The organism is Saccharopolyspora terrae, assembly GCF_004348435.1.
GTDB classification, from domain to species: Bacteria; Actinomycetota; Actinomycetes; order Mycobacteriales; family Pseudonocardiaceae; genus Saccharopolyspora; species Saccharopolyspora endophytica.
Map to the genome: position 1 here is coordinate 20,906 of NZ_SMKS01000045.1, position 21,614 is coordinate 42,519.

Annotated in this window: 23 protein-coding genes; 11 read left to right on the plus strand and 12 right to left on the minus strand. The window is 70.4% G+C overall.

Annotation, left to right across the window (positions count from 1 at the left end; genetic code table 11):
- Positions 1–140 precede the first annotated feature (140 nt).
- The 7 genes from E1181_RS21975 (at position 141) to amaP (ending at position 2,980) form a co-directional block, all read left to right on the plus strand.
- The gene (locus E1181_RS21975; RefSeq protein WP_132677537.1) at positions 141–647 is read left to right on the plus strand and encodes an Asp23/Gls24 family envelope stress response protein; all 507 of its coding nucleotides are present in this window, start codon (positions 141–143) and stop codon (positions 645–647) included.
- Positions 648–863: 216 nt separating this feature from the next.
- Positions 864–1,004: a hypothetical protein gene (locus tag E1181_RS32250; RefSeq protein WP_235876945.1), complete on the plus strand. Its 141-nt coding sequence runs from the start codon at positions 864–866 to the stop codon at positions 1,002–1,004.
- Entirely contained in the window at positions 1,004–1,270 is a 267-nt protein-coding gene (locus E1181_RS21985; protein WP_132677538.1) for a hypothetical protein, read from the plus strand. The genes E1181_RS32250 and E1181_RS21985 overlap by 1 nt, the downstream gene beginning before the upstream one ends.
- Positions 1,271–1,309: 39 nt before the next feature.
- Positions 1,310–1,489: a hypothetical protein gene (locus E1181_RS21990; protein ID WP_132677539.1), complete on the plus strand. Its 180-nt coding sequence runs from the start codon at positions 1,310–1,312 to the stop codon at positions 1,487–1,489.
- Entirely contained in the window at positions 1,486–1,827 is a 342-nt protein-coding gene (locus E1181_RS21995; RefSeq protein ID WP_132677540.1) for an Asp23/Gls24 family envelope stress response protein, read from the plus strand. The genes E1181_RS21990 and E1181_RS21995 overlap by 4 nt, the downstream gene beginning before the upstream one ends.
- A gap of 5 nt (positions 1,828–1,832) precedes the next feature.
- Complete coding sequence (locus tag E1181_RS22000) at positions 1,833–2,366, plus strand: DUF6286 domain-containing protein (protein ID WP_132677541.1); 534 nt, start codon at positions 1,833–1,835, stop codon at positions 2,364–2,366.
- Complete coding sequence (amaP, locus tag E1181_RS22005; RefSeq protein WP_132677542.1) at positions 2,366–2,980, plus strand: alkaline shock response membrane anchor protein AmaP; 615 nt, start codon at positions 2,366–2,368, stop codon at positions 2,978–2,980. Before E1181_RS22000 ends, amaP begins: the two co-directional genes overlap by 1 nt.
- 4 nt (positions 2,981–2,984) lie before the next feature.
- On the opposite strand, the gene E1181_RS22010 is transcribed toward amaP, so the two are convergent.
- Positions 2,985–3,629 carry a DUF3159 domain-containing protein gene (locus E1181_RS22010; RefSeq protein WP_132677543.1) on the minus strand — a complete coding sequence of 215 codons (645 nt, stop codon included), beginning with the start codon at positions 3,627–3,629 and terminating at the stop codon, positions 2,985–2,987.
- A complete protein-coding gene (locus tag E1181_RS22015; RefSeq protein ID WP_132677544.1) occupies positions 3,626–5,500 on the minus strand; it encodes a S9 family peptidase in 1,875 nt (624 codons plus the stop codon). Before E1181_RS22015 ends, E1181_RS22010 begins: the two co-directional genes overlap by 4 nt.
- Positions 5,501–5,656: 156 nt before the next feature.
- Between E1181_RS22015 and E1181_RS22020 the strand changes: the two genes are divergently transcribed.
- A complete protein-coding gene (locus tag E1181_RS22020; protein ID WP_132677545.1) occupies positions 5,657–6,382 on the plus strand; it encodes a helix-turn-helix domain-containing protein in 726 nt (241 codons plus the stop codon).
- 132 nt (positions 6,383–6,514) lie between these two features.
- Here the strand turns inward: E1181_RS22020 and E1181_RS22025 are convergent, their stop codons facing one another.
- The 3 genes from E1181_RS22025 to E1181_RS22035 are packed head-to-tail and all read right to left on the minus strand — an operon-like array spanning position 6,515 to position 10,344.
- A complete protein-coding gene (locus E1181_RS22025; protein ID WP_207922249.1) occupies positions 6,515–8,470 on the minus strand; it encodes a hypothetical protein in 1,956 nt (651 codons plus the stop codon).
- Positions 8,467–9,615: a 5'-methylthioadenosine/S-adenosylhomocysteine nucleosidase family protein gene (locus E1181_RS22030; RefSeq protein WP_132677546.1), complete on the minus strand. Its 1,149-nt coding sequence runs from the start codon at positions 9,613–9,615 to the stop codon at positions 8,467–8,469. Before E1181_RS22030 ends, E1181_RS22025 begins: the two co-directional genes overlap by 4 nt.
- Positions 9,616–10,344 (minus strand): NUDIX hydrolase, encoded by a 729-nt coding sequence (locus E1181_RS22035; protein ID WP_132677547.1) that lies wholly within the window; start codon positions 10,342–10,344, stop codon positions 9,616–9,618. It lies immediately after the preceding gene.
- 533 nt (positions 10,345–10,877) lie between these two features.
- Between E1181_RS22035 and E1181_RS22040 the strand changes: the two genes are divergently transcribed.
- Both E1181_RS22040 and E1181_RS22045 read left to right on the plus strand, forming a co-directional pair.
- Positions 10,878–11,693, plus strand: coding sequence for a polysaccharide lyase (locus E1181_RS22040; RefSeq protein ID WP_207922250.1), 816 nt, complete (start codon positions 10,878–10,880; stop codon positions 11,691–11,693).
- A 111-nt stretch (positions 11,694–11,804) separates the two neighbouring features.
- The gene (locus E1181_RS22045) at positions 11,805–13,688 is read left to right on the plus strand and encodes an N-acetylmuramoyl-L-alanine amidase (protein ID WP_132677548.1); all 1,884 of its coding nucleotides are present in this window, start codon (positions 11,805–11,807) and stop codon (positions 13,686–13,688) included.
- Between the two features lie 12 nt (positions 13,689–13,700).
- On the opposite strand, the gene E1181_RS22050 is transcribed toward E1181_RS22045, so the two are convergent.
- The 5 genes from E1181_RS22050 to E1181_RS22070 form a co-directional block, all read right to left on the minus strand.
- Positions 13,701–15,419, minus strand: coding sequence for an ABC transporter permease subunit (locus tag E1181_RS22050; RefSeq protein ID WP_132677549.1), 1,719 nt, complete (start codon positions 15,417–15,419; stop codon positions 13,701–13,703).
- Positions 15,416–16,894, minus strand: a complete 1,479-nt coding sequence (locus tag E1181_RS22055) for an ABC transporter substrate-binding protein (RefSeq protein ID WP_132677550.1) — start codon at positions 16,892–16,894, stop codon at positions 15,416–15,418. The genes E1181_RS22050 and E1181_RS22055 overlap by 4 nt, the downstream gene beginning before the upstream one ends.
- A 35-nt stretch (positions 16,895–16,929) precedes the next feature.
- Positions 16,930–18,201, minus strand: coding sequence for an MFS transporter (locus E1181_RS22060; RefSeq protein WP_132677551.1), 1,272 nt, complete (start codon positions 18,199–18,201; stop codon positions 16,930–16,932).
- Entirely contained in the window at positions 18,198–18,743 is a 546-nt protein-coding gene (locus E1181_RS22065; RefSeq protein WP_235876946.1) for a GNAT family N-acetyltransferase, read from the minus strand. Before E1181_RS22065 ends, E1181_RS22060 begins: the two co-directional genes overlap by 4 nt.
- Positions 18,744–18,830: 87 nt before the next feature.
- Positions 18,831–19,661, minus strand: a complete 831-nt coding sequence (locus E1181_RS22070) for a hypothetical protein (protein WP_132677552.1) — start codon at positions 19,659–19,661, stop codon at positions 18,831–18,833.
- A 245-nt stretch (positions 19,662–19,906) separates the two neighbouring features.
- Here E1181_RS22070 and E1181_RS22075 point away from each other — a divergent pair, with 245 nt between their 5' ends.
- A complete protein-coding gene (locus E1181_RS22075; RefSeq protein ID WP_165944711.1) occupies positions 19,907–20,404 on the plus strand; it encodes an RICIN domain-containing protein in 498 nt (165 codons plus the stop codon).
- Positions 20,405–20,477: 73 nt separating this feature from the next.
- On the opposite strand, the gene E1181_RS22080 is transcribed toward E1181_RS22075, so the two are convergent.
- Positions 20,478–20,654 (minus strand): hypothetical protein, encoded by a 177-nt coding sequence (locus tag E1181_RS22080; RefSeq protein WP_165944712.1) that lies wholly within the window; start codon positions 20,652–20,654, stop codon positions 20,478–20,480.
- Positions 20,611–21,558 carry a YncE family protein gene (locus E1181_RS22085; protein ID WP_132677555.1) on the minus strand — a complete coding sequence of 316 codons (948 nt, stop codon included), beginning with the start codon at positions 21,556–21,558 and terminating at the stop codon, positions 20,611–20,613. The genes E1181_RS22080 and E1181_RS22085 overlap by 44 nt, the downstream gene beginning before the upstream one ends.
- Positions 21,559–21,614: the final 56 nt, after the last annotated feature.

A 21,614-nucleotide genomic window follows, 5' to 3' on the forward strand; every position in this document is an offset into this window, starting at 1 on the left:
CGCCCCGCTCGTGATGCGCGTCACGTCGTCGTCACGGATCTCCACCGGGCCGCATCTGATCTTCCGTCGGCAGCGGTTCGGCCCGGCCCGCGGTGTTCGCGGGCGGCCGGCCGCGAGCGATCGAGCGGAAAGGTTTCACCATGCCCCAGTCGGGCGGCAACTCCACCCAGCGCACCGAGTCCCAGGACGTCACGACGTCCACCTCGGTCGGTTCGGGATCGGTTCGGCTCACCGAGCGCAGCTCGCAGGGCAAGACCACGATCGCGGCTTCGGTGGTGCAGAAGATCGCCGGCATCGCGGCGCGCGAGATCTCCGGCGTGCACGCGATGGGCGGCGGGGTCTCCCGCGCCTTCGGTGCGATCCGGGAGCGCATCCCTGGCGGTAGCGGCACCTCGTCGACCTCCGGCGTGCAGGTCGAGGTCGGGGAGAAGCAGGCGGCCGTCGACCTGGACATCATCGTCGAGTACGGCGCGTCCATCTCGGAGATCGCCCGCGCCGTGCGCCGCAACGTCATCAGCGGCGTCGAGCGGATGACCGGCCTGGAGGTCATCGAGGTGAACATCGCCGTCAACGACATCCACCTGCCTTCCGAGGAAGGCCAGGACAACGAGGGCACCTCCACCGGCCCGTCCTCCCGGGTGGAGTGAGTCGTGGCGTCCGCCCACCTCACGCGATGCGCGGAGGAACCGGGATGAGCCCCGGCGCAGCTGAGGTGGCCGATCAGGTCGCCGCGGCCGTGCTGGCGCACCCGGCGGTGGCCTGGCTGCACGGCGGGAGCTTCGGCACCACCGCGACGCGCCTGCCCGGCCGCCGGGTCGTCGGCGTTCGGCTCGGCGGCGCGCACGACGCGGTCGAGGTCGGCAGTGGTGCTGCGGCTGGGCGACCCGCTGCCGGACGTCGTGGACCAGCTGCGGCGGCGAGTCGCCGCGGTCGTCGGCGAGGTCCCGGTGGACGTGGTGGTCTGCGCCGTCGTCGTGCCGGGCGAGGAACCGGGAGAAGGCTGATGGACCGCGAACCGGATCCGGACGCGCGGCGCCGGTATCGCGCTTTCATCCGGGCCAACCACCCCGACGCGGGTGGTGATCCGGAGGTGTTCGCGGCGGGTCTGGAGCGGCTCCGCGCCCGCTCGCGGCCTCAGCGGGGACGCGAGCGCCGTCCGGACCGCTACGACGCCCCGGTGGAAGTGGTCCCCGACGCGCGGATGGTGACCCGGCTGGCCGGCCGGGTCCGCGCCTGGCGCCGGCGCAGGAAGCGCAGCCGGGTGCGGTGAGAGATCGCCTCGATCGAGGCGACGAGGAGGGTGTGACGGATGAACGCTGTGCAGACAGGGCTGCTGGCCGGGTTGATCCTCGGAGTTGCCGCTGCGGCAGGAGGTTTCACCGGTTTCCTGATCGCGCTGGTGCTCGGTGCGATCGGTGTGGTCGTCGGTCGGGTCGTGGACGGGGAACTGGACCTCGGAGAGGTGTTCGGCCGGGGTGGGGACCGGTGAGCGCGCCGGTCGCGGAGGCGCAGGACGCGGGTGAGCGCGGCTCGCTGGAGATCGACCGCGGCGTGCTCCGCAAGATCGTCGAGCACGCCGCGAGCGGAGTCCCGGGCGTCGCGCGCACCCGTCGCGGACCGAGCGCGAAGCTCTCCGGGCCCGCCGAGGAACTGCGCATCCGGCTGGACCTGCCCGTCAGCTACCCGGAACCGGTCCGGGAGACCGCCCGCGCGGTGCGCGAGGCCGTGTCCGAGGAGCTGGAGCGGCTGGCCGATGCCGGGGTGCTGAACGTGGAGGTCACAGTCTCCGCCCTGGTGCCCGCGGCCCGACGAAACCGAGTGGAGTGAGTCCCGTGCGCGTCGTCGTCCGATTGCTCACGTCCCTGGCCGGGCTGGTCGTGCTCGCCGGCGGAGCGCTGCTGATCGTGGAGGTCGTCGGGGTCTGGGTTCGCCCGGGCTCGGGCGGTGTGCTGGTCCCGTGGTCGGCCGCCCGGGCCGTGCTGAGGGGGCTGACCTGGCGAGACGGCCCGGTGCTGGCCGTCGCCGCCGGGTGCGCGGCGCTCGGCGCAGTGCTGCTGCTGATCTCGCTGCTCGCGGGGCGCCGGGTCATCCGGCTGCTCGACCCGGCGCCGGAGGTGACGGTCACGACCGATCCTCGTTCGCTGGCCAGGGTCGTCGGCCACCGGGTGCGCGCCGAGGACGGCGTGGCGGCCACGGCGGTGACCGCCCGCCGGAAGCGGGTGCGGGTGAAGGTGACCGGGCGGTTCCGCGTCGTCGGCGATCTGCGGGACCGGGCGGCGACCACCGCGTCCGCCGCGGTCGAGGCGTTGCCGCTGCAGCGGGGTCCGAGGGTCTCGGTGTCGGTCTCTCCGGCGAAGGAGCGGTGATGACGAAGGTGAACGAGGACGTGCGGCCGAGCCGCACACCGGTCGGGCGGTCGCTGGGGTTCGAGCGCTCGCTGCTGGGCCTGCTCGCGCTCGTGCTGCTGGCCGCGGGCGCGCTGGCGCTGGTGGTCGGTTCCGGTCTGCTCGGCCGGTTCCGCGCGGGACGGCCGGTGCTGGACCCGCTGCTGGAGGGCTGGGTCGGTGCGAACCGGGTGTCGTTCCTCGCCGGGGCCGCGGCGCTGGGCGCCGTGCTGGTGGTCGTCGGGATCTGGTGGTTGCTGCGTTCGCTGCGCCCGGAGGGGCGACCGGACGTGCCGCTGGCCGACGAGGACGGCGGTTCGGCGACCATCACCTCCGGCGCGCTCGCCGCGGCGGTGCGCAGCGACCCCGAGCAGGTCGCGGGCGTCAGCCGGGCCCGGGTGCGGATGGCGGGAACCGAGCAGCGGCCGCACCTGCGGCTCGCGCTGTCCTTGCAGGAAGGCGTTGACGTGCGCGGGGTGTGGGCGGAGCTGGACGACGAGGTCCTCGACCGCGCACGCCGAGCGCTGGGGACCGAACGGCTGCCGGCCGCGATCCACTTCCAGTTGGATCGCGCGGCCGGCCGCCGGGTCAGCTGATCGGTCAGGGCTTGAGGACCTTCGTGGTGCGGCGGAAGGACCAGAGGACGACCAGGGCGGCCAGCGCGGTCAGCGGGGTGCCCATGGCGATCTTGGCGAAGGCCAGCCAGCCGGTGGAATCGGCGAGGTAGAGCCATTCCTTGACCACGAACCGGCCCGCGAAGACCAGCAGCACCGCCAGCGACGCGAGGTAGTGGGCGCGCAGCGCGGACCGGTTCTGGCGCCACGCGTGTCCGCCGCCGTGCAGCAGGTTCCAGATGACCCCGGTCAGCGGGCGACCGGCGAGCATCGAGACGAGCACGACGATCGCACCGGCGAGGCTGGCCCAGATCCCGACGAGGAAGAAGTCCTTGGCCGAGCCGGTCCAGGCCGCGACACCGCCGGCCGCGGCGATGGCCAGGACGCCGCCGAGGGCCGAGGACAGCTTCTCGCCGCGCAGCACGCGAAAACCGGTGAGCGCCAAGGCCGTCGCGAGCGCGACCGCGATCGACGGGGTCAGCGGAAGGAACGCGGTGGCGGTCACGAACACCACCACGGGCAACGTCGTGAACAGCATTCCCATCGGTCCGCCGAGACCGTCGAGCAGCGTCTGCTGGACGTTGACGGGCTTCTCCTCGGACTGGGGCGCGTCGGCTTCGGTCGTGGTCATTTCGCGTCTCCTATGTGGCGGGTGATGAAGCGGTCTGCGGCGTGGAACATGGCGATGACGTTCTCCCGGTTGACGAACATGTGCCCTTCGTCGTCGAAGACCAGGTACTCGACCTCGATGCCGCGCGCCCGGGCGGCCTCGACGATCAGGTCCGATTCCTCCTGCACCACGCGCGCGTCGTTGGCGCCCTGGACGACCAGCAGCGGGGCGCGGATCGCGTCGACGCGGGTGATCGGCGAGCGGGCCAGCATGTCGGTCTCCTGCTCCGGATCGGCCGGGTCGCCGACGTAGCGGTACCAGTTGTTGACCAGCCCGGGTCTGACGAAATCGGGTTGGGTGCGCATGAAGTTCGCGAGGTTGGAGATGCCGACGTAGTCGACGACGGCTGCGAAGCGGTCGGGGGTGAAGGTGGCGCCGACCAGCGCCGCGTAACCGCCGTAGGAGCCGCCGAAGATCGCGACCCGGTCGGGGTCGGCGTAGCCCTGCTCGACGGCCCAGTCGACACCGTCGATGAGGTCGTCGTGCATCGCTCCGGCGAGCTCGCCGATCGCGGCCTGCGTGTGCGCCTTGCCGAAACCGGTCGAACCGCGGAAGTTGACCTGCAGGACCGCGAAACCGCGGTTGGCGAACAGCTGCGCCACCGGGTCGAACCCCCACGCGTCGCGCGCCCACGGTCCACCGTGGACCAGCAGCACCAGCGGCAGCTTCGACGGTTCGACGCCGACCGGCAGCGTCAGGTACGACGGCAGCTCCAGCCCGTCTCGGGCGGTGATGGTCACCGGCGTCATCGGTGCCAGCGACTCGGGGTCGAGGTGCGGCCACGGCCGGAACAGCAGCCGCCGCTCACCGGTGGAGTGGTCGTAGAACCAGGTGGCGCCCGGGTCGCGGTCGTGGTTGAACGAGGCGATCCAGCGCTGCCCGGCGTCGTCGGAGGTGAGCTCGCCGAGGTCGCCGTCGGAGAGCTCCTGGAGCCGGGCCAGCACCTCCGCGAAGTGCGGGTCGAGCGCCCTGATCTCCTGGCGCTCGCCGAGGTAGCGGACGCCGAGCAGCTCGCCGGCGCGGTCGCGGATCAGTGTCTCGGGCAAGGTCGGCAACACCTGCGGGCGCGGGTCGAGGTCGAAGGTCGGGTGGCTGTCGACCTCGGTCGTCTCGCCGGTGGCGAGGTCGATGCGGACCAGGCGGGTCCGGTCGGTGCCCTCGTTGGTGCCGAACCACATGCCGGTGCCGTCGGACGTCATCTGCGACATGCCGCCCACCGGGTGGTCGGCACCCGGCAGCAGCAGCACGCGCCGCAGCGCGCCGTCGGCGTCCGGGTGCAGGATCTCGACGTCGCCGTCGGCGGTGAGCGATGTGGCCAGCAGCTCCCCGCCGCCCGCCTGGAACCAGGTCGTGCCGAGTCGCGGGCATTCGCCGAGCATCGTGAGCTCACCGGTGGTGATGTCGAGCTCGTGCAGGTCGAACTCGGCCGGGTTGCGCGCGTTCAGCAGGATCGCGAGCTTGCCGGGACGGCCGAGGGACGGCTCCGCCGAGACCACCCGCGCGCCGGGGAACGGCGTCAGGTCCACGGCGGGCGACCCGGGGGCGTCCAGGTCCACCCGGTGCAGGTGCCAGTTCTCGTCGCCGCCGTCGTCTTGCAGGTAGAGCAGCCAGCGCGGATCGTCGGTCCAGTGGAAGCTCTGCACGCTGCGGGTCTCGTCGGCGGTCACGCACCGCGGCTCGGCGTCCGGGTCGAGGTCCTGCACCCACACGTTGAGCCGGTTCTTCCAGGGCGCGAGGAACGCGAACCTGGTGCCGTCCGGCGAGATCCGCGCCTTGGCGCGCTGCGGGTCGGCGAAGAGATCCTCGACCGCGAGGTGGTCGGGTCTGGGCATGTCATCCCCCTCGTTCGTGGCTGTGGAACAAGGAGAAGGTGTGCCGCTGCGGCATGCTCAAGCCCGCAGCGGGGTGATGTGGCTCACCCTTGACCATGCCGCAGCGGCACGGTTTTGACTACGACGTGCAACGCCGTTGAGACGAGGAGAAACCCGGTGGCCTGGAGCACCCGCGAGATCGCCGAGCTGGCGGGCACGAGCCTGCGCGCCGTGCGGCACTACCACGAGGTGGGGCTGCTCGAGGAGCCCGAACGCCGAGCCAACGGCTACAAGCAGTACGGCGTCGCCCACCTGGTCCGGCTGCTGCGCATCAAGCGCCTGGTCGATCTCGGGTTCTCGCTGTCCCAGATCGCCGCCATGGGCGACGCCGACGACCACCCGGAGGAAGCCCTGCGCGCTCTCGACGCGGAACTCGCCGCCACCATCGAACGATTGCAACGCGCCCGCGTGGAGCTCGGTCTCATCCTGCACCAGGCCGCACCCACGGACCTGCCGCCCGAACTCGGCTCCGCAGCAGCGGCGACCCCGATGACCAAGACCGACCGCTCGTTCCTGGTCGTGATCTCCAGGGTCCTCGGCCCGCAGGGGATGAAGGCCTACGTCGACATGCTGCAGAGCACCTCGGTCGAGCAGAGCTCCTCGGAGTTCGACGACCTGCCCGCCGACGCCGACGAACCCACCCGCCAGGCCGTCGCCGAGGGCCTCGCCGAGGTCACCCGAACCCTCTACGAGGAGCACCCCGGCCTGCTCGAACTCGACGCCGACGCCCCCGGCGGCTCCCGCCACGCCTGGACCACCGCCGGCAAAGCCCTCATCGACCTCTACAACCCGGCCCAGCTCGACGTCCTCCGCAGAGTCCACCACCTCGTCCACGGCACCTGACCGCGGCAGCTTCACGCCAGGGCGTTGACCTGGTGGAGGAGGGGAGACTTGGAGGACGTCGTCGGAGGTGCCGGGCGGCCGCAGTTCGTTGCCGCCCGGCACGATCCGGTGCGCTTGCCGATTCTCGGTGACCTACGCAGCGTGTGGCGGGCGGCCGGGGCTGTTCCGGTCGATCCAGCGCTTGCCGTCAGCGGCGATGCCTTCCAGGAGGTGGAAGGTGTTGGTGAATCCCACGGCATCGAGGTTGATCGCTGAGATCACTTCGGGATTCTCCCCTGGGACCAGTTGGTGCGTGTCCGCGTCCTTGACGCGAATGATCCGCGCGGGGCCGTTGGAGAGGATCAGCTCGAGTTCGTAGCTGGCGCCGCTGCGTTCGGCGACCTGCACGGACGAGACGGTGTCGAACCGGTAGTTGCTGCGGTGCTCGTTGGTGAGCGTCGCGTCGGAGAAGTCGAGCTCGGTGCTGACTTCCCGGACGCCGTCCTGCGTGACCAGGAACAGGCGGAGCTCGTAGCGCGAGTAGCGCCAAGGGCCACCGTTGACGCGAGCGCGCTTGTACGGCCGCGCCGGGGTGAACAGGATGGTGTGGGTGATGATTTCACGCCATCCGAGCTGGTAGTGGCGGAGGACTTCGTCCGTGAAAATCGTCTTGTCGCAGGCGAGCCAGGTCTCCATCTCGGACTCGCTGGGCCGGATCGAATCGAGATAGCCCTTCCACCGTTGGTACGCGTCAACTCGGGCGGCCAGGCGTTCTTCGTACTCGTGGGTGTCCTCGGCAAGCCGGCGCTTCTCGCTGCTGAGGCGCAGCCATGCGGTTGCCGCTTTGCCGCCGCTCAAAGCCGCAGCGATCAACCCCAAAAATCCCATGGGAGAACCGGTTTGGACGGCGATGCTCAACCCCATGAGGACCGTGACGCCGAGCGAGGCCGTGCACGCCGCCTTTGTGGTCATCTTGGTCGTGTAGCGCTGCCGGTAGTCGACCAGCGATCCGTTGACGTGACGGTCGCGGGTGTCCCGTGCCAGGTACCGGATCAACCAGTACAGGCGATCGATTCCCACTCTGCTCTCGCGGTAGATCTCGGAGATCTCCATTCCGAGGCTGGCGCGGATGCCGGTCGTGTACCTGAGCCACTGGTCGCGGTCCACGCCGTGCGGCGCGCACACCGCGAAGTAGTGCTCGAAGGAGTGATGAACGCGGTTGGTGAACCCGTCCCCCGTGGTGTGAACGTTCGTGAGGTACGGAGGGAAGTGCTCCCGCTCCTTGTCCTCCAAGCGACGCTTCAGGAACCACCACTGCTCGCCAAAGCGATAGGCCCCGAAACCAGCGCCTACCAGGATCAACGTTTCGATGATCACCGGCACCGGTGATGCCGATACCCCGAAGATCCACAGAAGGCCGGCCAGGAGCGCGAAGAGCCCTGAGTAGACGTACGCCTCGCCTTGAGTCTCGATGCCATAAGCAACGGTCACCGGAGGACGAGCACGTGGACCGATCGGTTCGGGCTCGAAGTAGGCCCAGACCCGTTTGCTGCGGTCGTTGGCGAATCGTGAAGCCTTGGCCGCCTCCCGGGACTCCGCCCAGATGCTGTCCTTGATCCCGCCGGTGAGGACGAGGTCCAGGTGTCGAACGATCGGGTCGCGCTGTTCGGGCGGCAGCTCCCGGAGCGCCTTCAGAGCGGTCTCCGTCTCCCCGTTGACCTCGACGAGGCACTCAAGCAGATCGAAGGTCACCCGCAGAGCTGCCTTCCACTCGTCGTCGGGATAGCTGTCGACGAGTCCGGAAACGAGGTGCAAGCGCTCGCGTTCGTCAGCGGTCAGGTCGTGGTACGCGCGCTTGCTGAGCATGGCCAGGACCCAGTGGAAGCGGACCTGAGCGGTGTTGTGGCCGCATGCGATCGCATCACTGATCAGATCGCGTGCGCTCTTGGGCACACCGTCGTCCAGGTAGCGCTTACCGACCTCGTACTTGTGCTCGGGGGCGGAGTCCGGGCCGACGATGTACACGTTCGAGTTGTGGACGGTCTCCGCCTGGATGCCGACCGTGGAGTTCTCAGCGGTGTTGGTGGTGGTGCCGGTTTCGTTGGTCATGAGAGCGCTCCCACAGCCGTGATCAGCGGAGCCAGCTGGGCGGCCAGGTTGGCCAAATCCGCGACGAGGCCTCGCAGCCGCTTCAACGCCAGAGTCACCTTCTTCTTGGAATCCGGCGTGTTCTCCCGCGCTGCTTGGCTGGCGGTGTCGAGCTCGGCCTGCGCGTCGTGGTATGTGTCGTCGTCGAGCGCTCCGGCGGCGTGCTCGCGATCAAGCTGCTCACGGATGTCGTTGAGCCCCGCGATCAGGTCGGGCAGTCCCGAGATCGTTGGGGGCGCGCTCACGTTGACGGTGCTTCCGACGACCGCGCCGCCGGCCATGATCCCGACAGTGCTGGAGTGGGCGGTGTTGGTGACGCTTCGTGGTGCGGTGGGGCTGATGTCATCGGACATCGCGCTGACTCCTTCTGCTGCTATCTCCGCTGCCAGCCGCGTGGCGAAGGCTGCGGCGTTGTTCGCTGCTCGGGGCTGCCAATTGCGATCCGCATTGGTGCTCTTCGTGCCGTCAGCCAGGTCGCTGATGCCGCGAACGATCGCGACCGGCGATGTGTTGAGGTGTCCGGCTTGCGCGACTCCGGCGGCTTCCATCTCGATCGCGAGCGCATCGTTGTAGTGCTGTCGAATCCAGTGCGCCTCGGCGGAGATGCGTGAGTTCTGGACGACCTCTCCAGCTGCGATGGCGCCGAAGTGAACTTGCGGCCGGTCACCTTCGTGGGCGCTGTCGACCCAGTCATCGGCGCGCTGCACGTGGAAGCCCAGCTGGCTGATCGCATGCGGGGCCTCCCACGCGCGCGGCCGCGCCTTGAGGCCGTCGTCTTCGCTGGTGCCGCCGTGGTACGCGTAAACATGGGTTGCCATGACGACATCGCCCAGCTTCGTCGTCTCCCACAAGGCGCCTGCGATACCGACGAAGAGCACCGCCGCCGGGGAGAACTGCTGTATCGCGCGTTCAGCGAGAACGGCAGCCGGGTGATTGCCCTTGCTGGTCAGGCCGAGCGCGACCCGGCACGCCTTGCCCGGAATCCTCCCCACTTCGAATCGTGTCCCCCTGGCGTGGCGGTGCACCTGCGGATCTGCCAATCTCCGTCGCACGGCTTCGTACTCGAGATTGAGGGCGGTCAGTACCACCACGAGGTCTTTGTTCATCTAAGTTCCCTCATTGGTCGGGAATGGGGCAGGGCGGATCAGCGGAGGTGACAACACGGTTTGCGGCCCCGCTCGGAACAACCGTGCGGGTCGCCCCACCGCAGTTCGTCGTTCGGCTTCCGCCGGAACGATGAATCCGCTCACTGCTTGGACTTTTCGGTAGAAATTGCGCGTATCGAGTTCGACTCCCCAGACGGCCTCGTAGACCTTCCGCAGCTCCGCGATCGTGAAGAGATCGCCGCAGAAAGCCGTGGCCAGCGATGTGTACTCGAGCTTGGCTCGAGCACGTTCGATCCCGTCGACCACGATCTGCTCGTGGTCGAACGCCAGCCGTGCCCGCTTGCTCAGAACTTCTTCTGCGGGGACCCAAGAGGCATGTGCTGCGTCGGTTCCCGCTTTCGGTTCGGGGAGACCTGGGGCGATCGCCAGATACGCCACCGAGACGATCCGCCCCCGGGGATCGCGCTCCGGTTCTCCGTAAGCGGCCAACTGCTCCAAGTGCAGTTGTTCCGCGTTCAGAGAGGTCTCCTCGTTCAGCTCGCGGTGGGCGGCTTCCGTGATCGCTTCCCCGGTGTTGTTCAAGAAGCCACCGGGTAGTGCCAACTCGCCTCGGAACGGCTCTTCGCCTCGCTCGACGAGCAGCACGCAGAGGCGTCCTGCTCGAAGCGTGAGGATCACGAGGTCGACCGTGAGGAGAACGGTTGGTGGCGACCAGGATTCATCGTGCATGGCGAGGACCATACCGAGATAGTGTCAGATTGACAATAATCAGCGACTGGGCCGATCGGGTGCGGTTCCGAGGGGTGGCAAGCGTCCGCTCGCACGGGGTCGATGGGGCGACGGGCGAGTCGCGAGTCGTCGCACGGGTGACCCGAAGGTCGGGCGCATGTCGGAAACGTCGGTGTTTGGCGTTTTCTTGCACTTGACTGATGAAGCGTCCTTCGAAGTGATGTTCTGCAATGGCTCGCTGCAAAGGAAAGCGACGAGTTGTGGCTCCGCTGCGTCGAGGCAGCCGATCGTCGTGAGGTATCCCCGCTGCAGGTGACTGCTTAGCAGTGTTGATCGACCTTCGTGGTGCGGTTTTCAGAATCGAAAGGAATCGAGTCTTCTAAGCTGGGGAGACAAAAACAAACCCTTTGGTCCATTTATCAAACGGACCGAGCGGTTGGTTTATCTCCACGGCACCTGACCGCGGCAGGTTCACGCCAGGGCGTTGACCTGGTGGGGGTGGGGGTGTGTGCTCGTGGTCGAGGTGATCAACGATGCGCACTCACCGATCTCGCCGCGCGGCGGGACTTCTCGGGCTCGTGCTGGCCGCGGCGGTGTCGCTGCCCGCGACGGCGTCGGCGGCGGAGCCGTGGAACGGGGATTTCGCCGACTTCCCGGCTGATTCGTGGTCGCAGCAGTGGGGTGTGGTCGGTGATGGGCAGTTCGGGTTCGACCGGATGTCCGGGCAGGACGGGGCCGTGGACGTGTTCTACGGGCAGGGTTCGTCCGCACCGTCCTGCGAGGACTGCCCCAGCGAAGGTGGCGGCCAGTTCTACAGCGACTTCACCGCCGCCGGGCGCGGCGATCTCGCCGAGGCGCGCAGCCTCCAGCTGACCTACCAGGTCCGGTTCCCGGCGGACTGGGACTTCGGCAAGGGCGGCAAGCTGCCCGGTCTCTACGGCGGGAAACCCGGCGAGGCCGGGGGCGGGAACCACGGCCAGGCGTGGTCGACGCGGTTCATGTGGCGCAACGACGCCGGTTCCGGTGCTCGCAGAGCCGACGGCGAGGTCTACGTCTACGACCCGTCGATGGGCGACGGCTACGGCGAGGACGTCGGTCGCGGTGCCTGGCAGTGGCAGGCCGACGACCAGTGGCACACCGTGCAGCAGACCGTCGACCGAGACAGCGGGCGCATCCTCGTGAGCATCGACGGGCAGCAGGTGCTCGACGAGCAGGGGATCCAGCAGATCTCCGACATCCCCTTCTCCGGCATCTTCTTCTCCACGTTCTTCGGCGGCCACGCCACCGAGTGGGGCCCGAGCCACGACGTGCACGCTCAGTTCCGCGATTTCCAGGTCAGCACGCCCTGACAGGTAACGAGAGGGTGGCAGTTGTGTGAACTCGCCGACGCGCCCGCGGCAGGAGGAGGACATTCCGTTCCTGAGCGCTCCATCGTGAGTGGACAGGAACGGGAGGCCCGGGTGAAGGCACAGGCGAAGCGACGCGCGCTGTGGGCGGCGGTGACCGCGGGGCTGCTGCTCAGCACCGCTCCCGCTCACGCAGCGGAGGATCCGGATACCGCGGTGCAGCGGACGTTCGAGTCGGCTGCGGCCGAGTTCGGCGTTCCCGCACCGCTTCTGATGGCCACGTCCTACCAGCTCACCAGGTGGGAGGACCACCACGGCGAGCAGAGCAGGGCGGGCGGCTACGGGCCGATGCACCTCACCGAGGTCGACGTGGCCCGGCTGCGCGAGGAGAACCCGAAGCTGCGCGAGCTCGCCGACCACCCCGCGCTGCACACGCTGCCGGAAGCCGCGGAGCTGGTGGGCGTTCCGGCCGAGACGCTCAAGCGCGACCCGGAGCAGAACGTCCGCGCCGGGGCCGCGCTGCTCGCCGCGCGCGCCAAGAGCCTGGGCGGCGGAGAGCTCCCGAACGACCTCGGCGCCTGGTACCCGGCGATCGCCGACCTCAGCGGCAGCCCGCGGACCAGCGGTGCGCAGGACTTCGCCGACAGCGTCTACGACGTGCTCGGCCAAGGGCGTGCCCGCACCACCTCCAGCGGGCAGCACGTCGCGTTCTCCCGGATCCCCGAGGTGGAGCCCGACCGCGACCTCTCCGCGACCGCGCTCGCCGAGGACGAAGCGGAATCCGAGGCCGAGTGCCCGGATTCGCTGGACTGCCGCTTCATCCCCGCCGCCTACGCGCCGACCGACCCGGAGGACCCCTCGGCCGGGTACGGGAACTACGACACCGCCGAGCGGCCCGACGACGTCGAGATCGACTCGATCGTCCTGCACGACACCGAAGTCGCCTACCAGACCACGATCTCGCTGTTCCAGGACCCGGCGCACGGTGCCGCCTCGCACTACGTGATCCGGTCGTCCGACGGCGAGGTCACGCAGATGGTGCCCACCAAGGACATGCCGTGGCACGCCGGTAGCTGGGACCGGAACATGCGCTCCATCGGCATCGAGCACGAGGGCTGGGCCAACGAGGGCGGCACCTGGTACACCGAGGCGATGTACCGCTCGTCGGCGAAGCTCGTGCGGTACCTGGCGGAGAAGTACGACATCCCGCTGGACCGCGAGCACGTCGTCGGCCACGACGAGGTCAGCGCCGACAAGCCCGCCGGTGCCGGGTCCGAGCACTACGACCCGGGCCCGTACTGGGACTGGGCGCACTACATGAACCTCGTCGGGGCACCGCTCGACGGCGAGCGCGGCGAAGGTGAAGCGGTGACCATCTCCCCGCGCTTCGCCACCAACCAGCCGCCGGTCACCGAATGCCCGGACGGCGCCTGCCAGGAACTCCCCGCGCAGCCCGCGAACTTCCTGTACCTGCGCACCGAACCGCGCGACGACGCGCCGCTGCTGAGCAACCCCGCGCTGCACCCCGACGGCGAGCCCGGCACCACCCGCATCGAGGACTGGTCGGCCAAGGCCGCCACCGGTCAGCGCTACGCGGTCGCCGAGCGGCGGGGAGATTGGCTGGCGATCTGGTTCGGCGGCGAGAAGGCGTGGCTGCGCGACCCGGGCGGCGAGAACACCGCTCCCGCCGAGGACGCCGAACTCGTCGAGGCCCGCCGCGACGGCATCCCGACCTACGGCATGGCGGCACCGTCGCCGCGCGAGTACCCGGAGGGCATCGACCCCACCGTGATCGACCCGCTGCCGTACACCATCCCGGCCGGCCAGGTCTACGTCGCCGGGGACGACGTCGGCGCCACGGACTACCACGTCGGCTACGACGGTCTGGAGGACCCGAACAACCACGTGGTCATCAGCGGGGCCGAGCAGTACGTGCGGATCTCCTACCACCACCGCTGGGTGTACGTGAAGCGATCGGACGTCAAGCCGGTCGCGTGACGGGCCCGGTGGTCAGTTCGGGCGTGAACCGCCCGGTGCGTGCGGTGCCAGCGCGGCGGTGAGGCCGAGCAGGGTGAGGCCCGCGGTCGGGAAGAGCACGCTCCACGGGGCGGTTTCGGCGTAGTCGATGGACTGCGCCAGGATCGCGCCCCACTCCGGGGAGTCGTGCGGCGCAGCCAGTCCCAGGTAGCCGAGGCCCGCGAGGGCGAGGGCGTTGTGCGGCAGCCGGATCAGCGCGTGCCGCAGGACCGGCGTGAACACCGAGGGCAGCAGGTGCCGGGTGATGACGTGGGTCCGGCTGGCGCCGGTGGCGATGGCGGTGCGGACGAAACCCGAGGCGCGCACCTCCGCCGTCAGGGTCCGGGCGTGCACGGCCAGGGGGATCCAGGCGACCGAGCAGACCGCGATGACGGCGCTGAGCATCCCCGGCCCGGCCACGGCCGCGACCACGACGCCGGCCAGCACCGGAGGCACCGCGTTGAGGACGTCGGCGACCCCCGCGCGCGTGCGGGTCATGCCCGAGGCCAGTCCGAGGACCAGCGCCACCGCGCTGACCACCAGCGATCCGCCGATGCTGAGCAGCGCGCCGTGGCCGAAGCGGGCGAGCAGGTCGCGCCCCAGCGAGTCGGTGCCGAAGGGGTGCGCGGAGGCCGGGGCCTGCAGCCGGTCGGTCAGCGAGATCGCGCTCGGGTCGCGCAGCAGCCCGGCCAGCACGGCGATGGCCAGCACTCCGGCCGCCACCAGCGCCCAGCGCGCGCTCCCCGTCGAGTCCGATGTGGACTGCGGGATGCCGGTGCTGCGCAGGGCGGGACCCAGCATCCACCGGTGAGCGAGGACGCCCAGGCCGCCGAACGCCAGGCCCAGCAGGGCCAGCACGATCACGCAGCCCTGCACCAGCGGCAGGTCCTGAGCGAGAACGGCGTGCAGCGCGGTCGCGCCGAGACCGGGGATGGCGAAGACCGCCTCGACCACGATCCCCGATCCGAGCAGCCCGACGAACAGCAGCACCAGCTGCGGGAACGCCACCGCCACCGCGCGCCGCACCACGGCCCGCAGCACCACGCGCCTGCGAACCCCGTTCGCCCGCCACACCCGCACCCACGGCTCGGCCAGCGCGCCGTCGATCGCGCTCGCCAGCACCCGGCTGAGCGCACCGGCCGCCGGAAGTCCCAGCGCCAGCGCGGGAAGCGGCATGTTCGCCGGACCGGACCAGCCCGAGGTCGGCGCCAGCCCCCAGTGCACCGCGATCAGCACCAGCAGGCCGGTGGCCAGCAGGAACTCGGGCACCGCGGCGAGCACGGCACCGGTGGCCAGCGCGCCCCGGCCGACACCACCGGCCCCCTGGGCGGCCCGCCACAGGCTCGGCGCCAGCACCAGCAGCGCGCACACCAGCGCCGTCAGCGCGGCGACCAGGGCCAGCGTCACGGAGATCCCGGCGGCCCGGCTGATCGAATCCGCCACCGGAACGCCGCTGACCCAGGACCGCCCGAAGTCCCCGCGCACCGCCCCCGCCAGCCAGCCCAGCACGCCGGTCACCGGGTCGTCGGGGATGCCGACGTCGTGCCGGATCGAGGCGAGCACGGCCGGGTCGAGCTCCTGCTCGGCGGAGCGGGCGCGCAGCACGGTCTGCGCCGGGTCGTCGCCGCTCAACCACGGCAGCGCGCCGACCACGAACGCGGGGACGAGCACGGCGCCGGCGGTGACGAGCAGTCCGCGCAGCACCTTCCTCATGCGCCGCGCGAGGTTTCGACGGTGATCAGCCTCCGGTCGAAGCCGTCCTCGGCGACGCCGCTGACCCCGGGCGCGATGCCGATGCGGCTGCGCTCGTGCGCGATCGGGACGATCGCGTCGGTGCCGAGCACCTGCTCGGCGATGCGCACGGCGGCGCGTTCGCGCTCCTGCGGGGGCGCGGGCTGGGCGGCCTCGACGGCGGCGTCGATGGCCGGATCGCACAGCCGCGACAGGTTGTACCCGCCGTCGCAGGTCCAGTCGCTGCGCAGGTAGCCGATGGGGTCACCGGTGTCGACCGAGTAGTTGCGGGCGCCGATCACCACGTCGTAGGCGCCGGAGAGCAGGTCGGACTCCATCGTGGAGAACTCCTGCACGACCACGTCGGTCACCTCGAAACCGGCCTTGCGCAGGTCCTCGGCGACCACTGAGGCGATCTCGGGCAGTTCCGGGCGCTCGTCGTAGGTGGCGATGCGGATGCGGCCGCGCGGCTGGGCAGCCGCAGGAGCGGGAGGCGGCGGGGCGGCGGTCGCCCACGGGCTCGCCGGGCCGAACAGCCCCCGCGCCGGATCGGCCTGACCCGCGTAGACGCCTTCGGCGATGCGCGCCGGGTCGATGGCCTGCCGAGCCGCCGCGCGCATCGCCGGGTCGGCGAACACCGCGGAGCGGGTGTTGAGGTGCGCGCCGATCAGCCGGGGCAGCGGCACGTCGAGCACCTCGTTGCCCTCGACGGTGGGCAGCTGCGAGACGGGCACGGTGTCGACCACGTCGACCTCGCCCGCGCGCAGCGCGTTCGCCCGGCTCGCGCCGTCGGCGATGAACCGCGCGTCCACACCGGACGCCTTCGGCGCTCCGCCCCAGTAGCGGGGATTGGCGTTGAGCGTCGCGCCCGCCGCGCCCTGCACCGAATCCAGCACGTAGGGACCGGTTCCGGTGCGCACCGGGTTCGGCGACGCCGGGTCCGCGTAGGCGGCCGGAGCCAGGATCGCCAGCTGCGGAGCGGTGAGCCGCTGCGGCAGGATCGGATCCGGTCGCGCGGTGGTGAGCTCCAGCGCCCGCTCACCCGCGGCCTTCGCCGTGAGCTGCACGCCCTTGAGCGCGCGGGGTGGGGTCGTGGCGGTGACGACGTGGTTCAGGGAGGCGGCGGCGTGCTCGGCGGTCAGCGGCGTGCCGTCGTGGAAGGTGACCCCCGCGCGCAGGTTCAACCGCAGCGTGAGCGGGTCGGTCTGCTCCCAGCTCTCGGCCAGCGCGGGCCGCGCGGTGCCGTCGCGGTCGAGGACGGTGAGCGTTTCGGCGGCCCCGAGCTTGGTGAGCAGCAGCGCGTCGTCGCTGTGGGGCGAGAGGTTCGCGACCGGCTGGAACGACATGGCCACGCCCAGCCGGTCGTCCGCACCACCGCCGGGAGCGGCGGCGAAGCAGCCGGAGAGCACGAGCGCGCCGGCTAACAGCGCGGCGACGCGGGTGAGTCCCTGGGACATGGGGGCGGACCTCCTCGGGCGCGGAAGCACCCAGATTAATGAGAACGACTTTCATTGCTGTACCGCCTGGCGAGTACCAGCAGCGTGAGACCACCCACAGCGGGCAGCAGCGCCAGCACCGACCACGGCACCGGCGCCGACGGGCCCGGACTCGCCGCCAGGTCGAGCAGTTCACCCGCGACACCGCTTCCCACGAGCACGGCGAGACCGCCCGCCGAGGACAGGAACCCGTAGTACGAGCCGAGGTTGCGCCCACCGGCCAGCCGGGGAACCAGGTCCTGGGCCACGGGAACCGCCAGCATCTGCCCGAAGGTCAGCAGCACCACGAACAGCACCGCCGGGAGCAGCGACAACCCGCTGGGCAGGGTCCACGGCGAGAACCCCGCCACGACGGCGAAAGCGAGGCTGAGCAGGCCGAAACCCAGCGGCAGCGCGCGATGCGCGCCGAACCGGTTGCGCGCCCACGCCGCCAGCGGCAGCTGGCCGACGACGACCACGACCGCGGCGAGCGCGAACATCCAGCCCAGCGCCCAGTCGGCTCCGACCCGGTCCAGCTCCACCGGCAGCGCCAGGTAGAGCTGGTTGTAGCTGAGCAGGTAGGCGCTGTAACCGGCGGCGAAGACCAGGAACGTGCGGTTGCGCGCGATGTCGGCCCACCCGGCCAGCAGCGGCCGCCGCTCGGCGTGCGGTCCGCGCGGCAACCACCGCGCGTGCGCGGCCAGGATGACCGCGAAGACCGCGGCGGCGACCGAGCAGGTCAGTCCGAAGTCGACGCTGAGCAGGACCGCGCCGAGCAGCGGCCCGGTCACCGCGCCGACCTCGCCGCACACCGCGAACAGGCCGAACAGCTCGGTTCGGGAGATCACGCCCCGCTCCTCCAGCTCCGCGCCCTGCACGGCCAGCGACGATTCCACCGCGGGCGAGAACAGCGCCGCTGCGAGCCCGATCAGCACGGTTCCGACCAGCACGGTCGCGAAGTCGCCCGCCGCGGCCAGCACCAGGAACCCGGCGATGCGCACCGAACATCCCGCGAGCACCGCGGTCCGGACGCCGAAGCGGTCGGCCAGCGCGCCGCCGATCGCGAACATGCCCTGCTGGCTGAAGGTGCGCACGCCGAGCACGATGCCGATCGCCCAGCCCGCCATCGCCAGGTCGTCGGACAGGTGCGTGGCCAGGAACGGCACCACCAGGTAGAAGCCGACGTTGAAGGCCAGCTGGGTCAGCAGCAGCAGGCGGGCGAGTCCGGGCAGCACGGTCAACCGCGCCAGCAGCGACCACCGGCCGCGCCGGGTGTCGGCGGCGGTCACGCGCGCGAGGTCGGCAGGGCGATCTCGAAGTGGACGATCGCTTCGCCTTCGCCGCGCGCGTCGTGGACCTCCTTGGCGAGGCTCCGCCAGAAGGGTTCCGCGCCGTCGATCTCGGGGTTGGTGTGCAGGTAGGCGGTGTCGTAGCCGACTTCCGCGGCGAACTCGCAGCACTTCTCGACCAGCGCGCGGGCCAGCCCGTGCCTGCGGTGGGACGGGCGGACGTAGGTGCGCACCAGCTGCGCGGTGGTTCCGCGCGCGTAGTGCTCGGCGAGCCACAGCGGGTTCGGCGGGCTCTTCGGGCCACCGGACCGCAGACCGGCGGTGGCCACGACCTCACCGCCGAGGTCGGCGACGAACAACGTCTGACCGGGAGTGCGCAGGTAGGTGCGTTCGAGGTCGATCACGTCGGCGTGCCACTCCGGCACGTAGCCGGAACCCATCTCCCGGTAGAAGGTGTCGAGCATCAGCGCGCGAGCACCCTCGACGTCCTCCGGGCGGGCCTGCCGCAACGCGTAGTCGCCGATCCGCTGCACCTCGTCCACGTTCCCCCCTCGGCCACGACCAACCCCTCCGAGGTTAATCACTCCTCGATTGCTGTAGCAATGAGGTGGCAATAAAGGGGTGTGAGGTCAGGCCCGGCGCTGGGCCGCCTGGTCGAGGAGCTCGCCCACGGTGCGGCTGCCCGCGGCGGTGTCGCCGTTGAAGCGGCGCAGGATCTCGATCCGCGCCTCGGCCGCCTGACCCTGCGCGACCTGCAACAACAGCAGGTCCTTGTCGGCCGACGGCAGATCGGTCACCCAGGCGCCGAGCGCCTTGGGGTCGAGCCGCTCCTGCAGCGGCGTGCTGTTCTCGGCGGCCACCGCCAGCAGGTCGTCGTCCAGCCGCAGGAACTCCGCGAGCGCGGTCTGCGCGGCGGTGAGCTGCGTGAGCCCCGGCGGCACGACCGGTTCGAGCTCCTCCTCGGCGCTGGTGTCGAAGGCGAACTCGTCGCGCTCCCACGTGCCGTAACCCGACAGCCACGCGAGGTACAGCGGACGCAGGTCCCCGGAGGCGATCTCGTCGCGGACGCCGGCCAGCAGCGACAGCAGTCCATCGTGGCCGGTCGATTCGGAGGGCTCCTCGTCCTCGCTGACGAAGTCCAGCACCACGTGGTCCTCGGAGCTCCAGACGTCGACGCGCTCGGTGACCTCGAACTCCTCGGCGATCGCGTCGTCGAGGTCCCCGCGCGGGACGCGGATCATCAGCCGGTGCGTGCCCCAGCTCGTCACGTGCAGGTGGGCGTCGTAGTAGGACTCGACCAGCACGTCCGGGTCGCCGCGGAAGTCGTCCTGCTCGTAGGTGGCGGCGAAGGCGGTGTCGCTGATGACCGCCCGGCTGGACAGCTCCCGCACCTCGGCCTGCTCGTCGTCGCTCAACGGCCGGTCGACCGCGAGGAACTCGTAGTGCTGGTACTCGGTCACCGAAAATCCTCGCAGCTCTTGGGGAACACCGGGCCGCCAGGCTACTCACCGGTGGTGTCGGGCCGGGGAACGCCTCGAATCATCCGGGCTTCGCCCGTTGTGATTACTGACCGCGAACATCACCCGGGGCGCTGGTATGTATCGATTTCGGGCGAACCGGACGGGTTCGCCTTCCCCGAAACACCTTCATCCTCGGAGGAACAACCATGAGACGCGCTCGCTGGATGTTGGGTGCACTCGGCGCGATGGCGGTCTTGTCGACCGTGCCCGCGCTGTCGGCTTCGGCCGATTCCGTGCTCGTCACCAAGATCACCACCGTCGCCGACAAGTCCCGCTGGGTGGTCAACGGACCGGACTCGGCGATCCGCGCCGTCCAGCCCCACTCGGCCGCACAACCGCGTTCGGCCGATCAGTGGGTCATCGCCAAGCGCCCCGACGGTGCGATGACCATCCAGAGCCAGGAGAACCGCCAGTGCGTGACCGCCGAGGCGCGCACGGGTGGTGAACTGCGCACCGCCGACTGCGATCCGGCCAACGCCGCCCAGGTCTGGACGATCAACCGCCGCAACGACGGCACCGTCGTCATCAGCCCGAAGTCCACGCCGCGACTGGTCGTGGCGATCCAGCAGCCCCCGGCCAAGAACGGCGTTCTGCAGCTCACCGAACGAGAACAGGTCACCAGCAATTCCACCAAACCCGATCACAGCGCCAGGGACACCCAGTCGTTCAAGCTCGACATCTGAGCCGACGGAGAAGGCGGCTGCCCCACCGGGTTCCGGTCGGAGCAGCCGTCTTCTCTTTGAGCGGGAACGGGCGTCAGGGCAGCAGCGGCAGGTCGAACGTCGGGTGCTTCACGCACTCCAGCGTCGGCACGTCCTCGCCGTCGACGGTCACCACGAACAGGCTCTCGTTCTCCGCCGACCAGGCCAGGCCGCGCGCCGCCACGGCGTCACCGCGCACGTCGACCGCCTTGACCGGCTTGGCACCACCCACCTGGTAGATCCGCACCTGGTCCTCGGTCGACCCGGCGGTCGCGGTGGCCAGGAACCCGCCGTCCAGCGACGGTGCCGCCGCCAGCGGATGCGGACCGCTCGCGTAGGTCCCGGGCGGCCAGGTCGCCGGAGCTGAACGCGTCCACCGCGTCCCGCGATCCAGCAGCGGTGAAAACCGTTGCACCATCGGGTGAAACGGCCAGGTCGGTGAGGTTGCTCCCGGCTGCTCCCGACTCCGCGCCCGGCGTCAGCTCGTCACCGCTCGCGCCGTAGCGCTTCAGCAGCGCCAGGCTCGTGTCCGGCTGACCTGCCAGCACCGGCCCGGCGTCACCGGTCCCGGAGGCCAGCAGCGGTGCCTGCTGGAACGGCGTGCCGCCCTGCACGTCCAGCTCCACCGCGGGCGGCTGCCCGGCGGTGTCCAGCTTGCCGATCCGGCCCTCCCAGGACGAACCGCAGCCGTAGCCGAACCAGACGTTGCCCGCGGTGCGCGCCAGGTGCGTCGGGCAGGACTGCGCTCCGGTGCCGAAACGGGCCTTCTCGGAGAGCGATTCGGTGTCGATCGCGCTGATCGCGTCACCCGCGCTCAACGCCGCGTACAGCGTCGCGCCGTCGTCGCTGAGCACCAGACCGGTCGCGCCGGGCTGGCCCTCGATCGTCTTCTCCACGTGCCCGGAGAAATCGGTGACCACGATTCCCTGCGACGTCGGTCCGCCGCTGATGAAGATCTGCTCTCGCGCGTTGTCGACGACCATGTCGCCGTATCCCGGAAGTGGGAGTTCGTGCGCGAACAACGATCCCAAGATCGGGATCTCGTCGAGCTCCAGCGCCTGTGCCGGAGCGGCCATCGGAATGGTCGCAGCCGCTGCGACCAGCGCTGCTGCGGCCGTGCGTGCGGTTTTCAGCATTGTTCCCCCTGAATCGGCGGTGCAGAACTCGCCCGGCGCAGGAGGGTAGCGGGAAG

Bases quoted from the DNA above. Each gene is read 5' to 3' on its own strand.
- E1181_RS22015 (WP_132677544.1), bottom strand. From the start codon at position 5,500: ATGCCCAGACCCGACCACCTCGCGGTCGAGGATCTCTTCGCCGACCCG.
- E1181_RS22085 (WP_132677555.1), bottom strand. From the start codon at position 21,558: ATGCTGAAAACCGCACGCACGGCCGCAGCAGCGCTGGTCGCAGCGGCT.
- E1181_RS22050 (WP_132677549.1), bottom strand. From the start codon at position 15,419: ATGAGGAAGGTGCTGCGCGGACTGCTCGTCACCGCCGGCGCCGTGCTC.
- E1181_RS22075 (WP_165944711.1), top strand. From the start codon at position 19,907: ATGGCGGTCTTGTCGACCGTGCCCGCGCTGTCGGCTTCGGCCGATTCC.
- E1181_RS22055 (WP_132677550.1), bottom strand. From the start codon at position 16,894: ATGTCCCAGGGACTCACCCGCGTCGCCGCGCTGTTAGCCGGCGCGCTC.
- E1181_RS21975 (WP_132677537.1), top strand. From the start codon at position 141: ATGCCCCAGTCGGGCGGCAACTCCACCCAGCGCACCGAGTCCCAGGAC.
- E1181_RS22025 (WP_207922249.1), bottom strand. From the start codon at position 8,470: ATGACCAACGAAACCGGCACCACCACCAACACCGCTGAGAACTCCACG.
- E1181_RS22040 (WP_207922250.1), top strand. From the start codon at position 10,878: ATGCGCACTCACCGATCTCGCCGCGCGGCGGGACTTCTCGGGCTCGTG.
- amaP (WP_132677542.1), top strand. From the start codon at position 2,366: ATGACGAAGGTGAACGAGGACGTGCGGCCGAGCCGCACACCGGTCGGG.
- E1181_RS21985 (WP_132677538.1), top strand. From the start codon at position 1,004: ATGGACCGCGAACCGGATCCGGACGCGCGGCGCCGGTATCGCGCTTTC.
- E1181_RS22030 (WP_132677546.1), bottom strand. From the start codon at position 9,615: ATGAACAAAGACCTCGTGGTGGTACTGACCGCCCTCAATCTCGAGTAC.
- E1181_RS21990 (WP_132677539.1), top strand. From the start codon at position 1,310: ATGAACGCTGTGCAGACAGGGCTGCTGGCCGGGTTGATCCTCGGAGTT.
- E1181_RS22010 (WP_132677543.1), bottom strand. From the start codon at position 3,629: ATGACCACGACCGAAGCCGACGCGCCCCAGTCCGAGGAGAAGCCCGTC.
- E1181_RS22035 (WP_132677547.1), bottom strand. From the start codon at position 10,344: ATGCACGATGAATCCTGGTCGCCACCAACCGTTCTCCTCACGGTCGAC.